Source organism: Pinirhizobacter sp. (assembly GCF_035317885.1).
Lineage (GTDB): Bacteria > Pseudomonadota > Gammaproteobacteria > Xanthomonadales > Rhodanobacteraceae > Pinirhizobacter.
Map to the genome: position 1 here is coordinate 1 of NZ_DATHFX010000420.1, position 4449 is coordinate 4449.

The following is a 4449-nucleotide window of genomic DNA, read 5'->3' on the forward strand; positions in this document are numbered from 1 at the left end:
GCGTTCAGGTGATGCACCACGGCCAGGTTCTTCGAATCGTACAGGCCGGTGTCGGCGTCGATCACGCCGGCTTCCTGCAGCAGCTGCTCGGCGTGCTCCATGCCTTCTTCGGACATGTGCACCTGCTTCTGCTTTTCGTCGACGAAGTAGTCGCCCGTGGTGTCTTCTTTTTCCTGCCGGTTCATCCGCGGCACGATGCGGTTGACCGCAATGTAGAGCTGCGGGGAGTCTTCGGCGGGCCCTGAGATGATCAGCGGCGTGCGGGCCTCGTCGATCAGGATGGAATCGACTTCGTCGACGATGGCGTAGTTCAGCCCCCGCTGGTAGCGCTGTTCGCGGCTGAGGGCCATGTTGTCGCGAAGGTAGTCGAAACCGAATTCGTTGTTGGTACCGTAGGTGATGTCCGCGTTGTAGGCCGCAGCCTTATCGCCGTGCTCCATGCCCGGATACACGACGCCGACGGAAAGACCAAGGAAGCCGTAGAGCTTGCCCATCTGGGCCGAATCACGGCGGGCCAGGTAGTCGTTGACGGTAACGACATGGACACCCTTGCCTTCCAGCGCATTGAGGTACACCGGCAGGGTACCCACCAGGGTCTTGCCCTCGCCGGTACGCATCTCGGCGATGCGGCCGCCATGCAGCACCATGCCACCGATCAGCTGCACGTCGTAGTGCCGCATCTCCAGGGTGCGTTTGGCGCCTTCCCGGACCACGGCGAAGGCTTCGGGCAGGAGCTTGTCCAGGGTCTCGCCGGCCGCCAGACGCTCCTTGAACTGGGGCGTCTTGGCCTGGAGCTGGGCGTCGGAAAGCTTCTCGTACTCCGCCTCCAGGGCGTTGATACGATTTACGGTCTTGGACAGCTGGCGCAGGACACGCTCGTTACGGCTGCCGAAAATGCTCGTCAGGGCGCGATTGAACATCGATCATCCGGATCAGGAGACAAAAGTCCCCGGGCGCCAAAGGGCCCGGAGCCAAAGGGGACGATGATACTACGCCCCGACCCCAACCCGGGTGGCGGCGCGAGGCGGCGCTTTCAAGTACCGGCCGTGGCGCCGCGGACGGATTTGACGTAGGCGAGGGGATTGACCACGCGTCCGTTCAGCCAGACCTCGAAGTGCACGTGCGAGCCCGTGGAACGGCCCGTGGAGCCTGCGCGGGAGATAGTGTCGCCCACGTGCACGTGCTGGCCGGCATGGACCAGGATGGCGCTGTTGTGGGCGTAGCGGGTCATGTAGCCGTTGCCGTGGTCGATCTCGACCACATCCCCATAACCGCTGCGGACGCCGGCAAAGGTGACCATGCCCTCGGCCACGGCATGGACGCTGGTGCCCAGCGGAGCGGCGATATCCAGGCCCGTATGGCGCGCGGCGTGGCCGCTGAAGGGGTCGGGGCGGCCGCCGAAATACGAGGAAATGTAGCCATCGACCGGCATGCCGGTGGGCTTCAGGCTGGAATCGATGTTGCGATCGAGCAGGAGGCGCTCGAGCGCCTGCAATTGCGACTGCTGGCTGTCGAAGGTGGCCGAGAGCTGGCTGATGCTGGCATCGAGCGTGGCCGGCAGATTGTAGGCATTGTCGTTGCTGGTAACTTCCGGGCCACCCATGGGCGGTGCTTCGTCGAAGTTGAATTCACCATCGCCGAGCTTGCCGACCTCCGTCAGGCGCTCACCGAGGGCGTTGATGCGGGTGGACTGGGCCTGCAGCTGGCCGAGCTTCACGGCGAGGGCGTCGAGATCGCGCTGAGCGTCCTGGCGTACCGTCGCCAGCTGGGCGTTCTGCGAGGCGACCTGGCGATGCAGGGCATCGAGTTCGTTCATGGCGCGGCGCTGGGGGCTGGCCAGGGCCAGGGCGACACCGGCTCCGATGCCGGCAAGCGCCAGCACCACGGCGACGGCGGCTCCGATCGCCTTGCCGCGCAAGCGCGGGCAAGTGAGGTCCAGCCGGGTGGGAGCCTTGCGGTCCCGCGACACGAGTATGATTTGCATTGCCTACCGCATATTGGTCAAAAACGGTCCCATGCAGCGTTCGACCCCGTCGCCCCGCCGACCGACCCGCGGATTGAAGTCCGCGATCGACGTCGGCCCGATTGCCTCGCTTGCACGGCGCGCGAAGCAACTGGACGAACTGGACCGGCAGCTGCGCCAGACATTGCCGAACCCGCTGCGCGATCAGGTGAGGTTTGCTGACCTTCGCGAGGGACGACTTGTCTTCCTGGCGCCCTCCCCTGCCTGGGCCTCGCGCCTGCGCCTGCACCAGGCCCAGATCCTCGAAGCGGCGCGGGCCATCGGCACGCGGGCAAGTTCGGTAACCGTGAAAGTGGCCTCGCTGCCCCCGGGGTTACCCGAGCTACCGCCAGCCAAGCCGCTTTCCGTGGGTGCCGCAGGCCACCTCCAGGCGGCCGCGGCATCCATGTCTGACCCGGAACTTCGGGCCATGTTCCTGCGCCTTGCCTCAGTCGCCTCGCGCGGTGCGCATGACGACGAGCCGCAAGACTAAACTCGTGGCTATCTGCCTGATTACTCGAAAGAAAAGCACCCCTGTGCCTGCTTCCGTCCGCAGACCTTGAGGGTCGGGCGGGGGTTTTTTATATCACGGTCATGTGAAGAAAAGGTTTGCCGGGCATTCACCACATGAACGAACTGAGACCTGCCGCACGCGTACGGTCGGCAGATCCTTGTCGGCCTCCCGCGGGCATTCCTTTAGCCGAAAACGAAAAAGCCGCCCTATAGGCGGCTTTTTCATGGAACGGGGCGTTGAACCCGGTTTCAGATCGCCTGCGCCGGGTGGGCGTAGGAGATCGGCGCCTTGGCGGCGTCCTGGAAGCTCACTTCCTCCCACGCTTCGGCGTCGGAGATCAGGGTGCGCAGCAGCTTGTTGTTGAGTTCGTGGCCCGACTTGTGCGCGTGGTAGGCCCCGATCAGGCTGTGGCCCAGGAGGTAGAGGTCGCCGATGGCGTCCAGGATCTTGTGCTTGACGAACTCGTCCTCGTAACGGAGGCCGTCTTCATTGAGCACGCGGTAGTCGTCGAGCACCACGGCGTTGTCCATCGAACCGCCGAGGGTGAGGTTGCGCTCGCGCAGCATCTCGATGTCGCGCATGAAGCCGAAGGTACGGGCGCGGCTGACTTCCTTGACGAAGGAGGTGGTGGAGAAATCCATCTCGGCGCGCGAGTTGCGCTTGTTGAACATCGGATGGTTGAACTCGACCGAGAAACCCACCTTGAAGCCGTCGAACGGCTCGAAACGGGCCCACTTGTCGCCGTCCTGCACCTTCACTGCCTTCTTGATGCGGATGAAGCGCTTGGCAACGTCCTGTTCCTCGATGCCCGCGGACTGCAGCAGGAAAACGAAGGGACCGGCGCTGCCGTCCATGATGGGGACTTCCGGGGCGGAAAGGTCGACGTAAGCGTTGTCGATGCCTAATCCGGCCATGGCCGAGAGCAGGTGTTCCACGGTGGAAACACGCACGTCGCCGTTGACCAGCGTGGTGGACAGGCGCGTATCACCTACATTGAAAGGACGCGATTTCAGATCCACCGGCGGGTTGAGGTCGGTGCGACGGAACACGATGCCGGTATTGGGCGCGGCCGGGCGAAGGGTCATGTACACCTTGTCGCCGGTATGCAGGCCTACGCCGGTGGCGCGAATGGTGTTCTTTAGGGTGCGCTGCTTGATCATGAGTGGTTAAACCTGCGCGGCAGACGCCTTGGTAAGGGGTATCCTAACACAGTCTTAACCTCAGGCAAGAAAAACCGTACTGGCCAGTTCTGCATCCCTTCACCCTCCCTTCAGCAAATTTCGCTCGTGCAAGGTGGGCTAGACCCACGAAATCACTGAAAGTTCATATTTCCTTTCACGAGGGTCAATGCCCCGCCCCGGGACGGGAGCCGGGGTCGGGGCATCGGGGCGGCGGGCTCCTTGCCTACCGCCGCGCGTCATCCGTGACGCTGGTTTTTTAACGTGCCGGCTTGATCAGTCGGCCTGGCGGCGCAGGAACGCCGGGATATCGAGGTAATCGATCGCCGGTTCCGCCCTGGCGGGTTCGGCGCGGGGGCTGGCCTCGGCCTGGGTGTAGTCGATCACTTCATTGCCGGTTCCCGTGCGCAGCACCACCGGGCGCGGCCGCTGGCGCATTTCGACCTGCTGGGGCGCCTGGCGGGCTGGCTGGCGAGCGGCGTTGGCCCGGTTCAGGCCGGTGGCGACCACCGTCACCCGGACATCGTCCTGCATGTCGGGATCGAGCGAGGTACCGATCACCACGGTGGCGTCTTCGGAGGCGAAATCGTGGATCACCCGGCCGATCTCGTCGAATTCGCGCATGGTGAGGTTGGGCCCCGCCGTGACGTTGACCAGGATGCCGCAGGCACCGTGGAGGTTGACGTCCTCGAGCAACGGGTTGTTGATGGCAGCCTCCGCGGCGGCCTGGGCGCGGTCGTCGCCGCGGGCGGTGC

At 64.4% G+C, this 4449-nt stretch carries 4 protein-coding genes and 1 pseudogene; 1 reads left to right on the top strand and 4 read right to left on the bottom strand.

The features are described 5' to 3' along the window. A partial coding sequence (locus tag VK519_RS13795) for a preprotein translocase subunit SecA (RefSeq protein ID WP_324350694.1) occupies nt 1-920 on the bottom strand: 920 nt, incomplete at its 3' end. Nucleotides 921-1033: 113 nt separating this feature from the next. Further along, on the bottom strand, nt 1034-1984 hold the full coding sequence (locus tag VK519_RS13800; RefSeq protein ID WP_324350696.1) for a M23 family metallopeptidase: 951 nt from the start codon (nt 1982-1984) through the stop codon (nt 1034-1036). 31 nt (nt 1985-2015) lie between these two features. On the opposite strand from VK519_RS13800, the gene VK519_RS13805 reads away from it, so the two are divergent. After that, nucleotides 2016-2495: a DciA family protein gene (locus VK519_RS13805; protein WP_324350698.1), complete on the top strand. Its 480-nt coding sequence runs from the start codon at nt 2016-2018 to the stop codon at nt 2493-2495. Nucleotides 2496-2764: 269 nt separating this feature from the next. On the opposite strand, the gene lpxC is transcribed toward VK519_RS13805, so the two are convergent. Next, nucleotides 2765-3676: a UDP-3-O-acyl-N-acetylglucosamine deacetylase gene (gene lpxC / locus VK519_RS13810; protein ID WP_250624974.1), complete on the bottom strand. Its 912-nt coding sequence runs from the start codon at nt 3674-3676 to the stop codon at nt 2765-2767. A gap of 294 nt (nt 3677-3970) precedes the next feature. Further along, nucleotides 3971-4449, bottom strand: a pseudogene (locus VK519_RS13815) (cell division protein FtsZ); the annotation flags it as partial.

Coding starts and splice junctions, on each gene's coding strand:
- VK519_RS13800 (WP_324350696.1), bottom strand. CDS start 1,984: ATGCAAATCATACTCGTGTCGCGGGACCGCAAGGCTCCCACCCGGCTG.
- VK519_RS13805 (WP_324350698.1), top strand. CDS start 2,016: ATGCAGCGTTCGACCCCGTCGCCCCGCCGACCGACCCGCGGATTGAAG.
- lpxC (WP_250624974.1), bottom strand. CDS start 3,676: ATGATCAAGCAGCGCACCCTAAAGAACACCATTCGCGCCACCGGCGTA.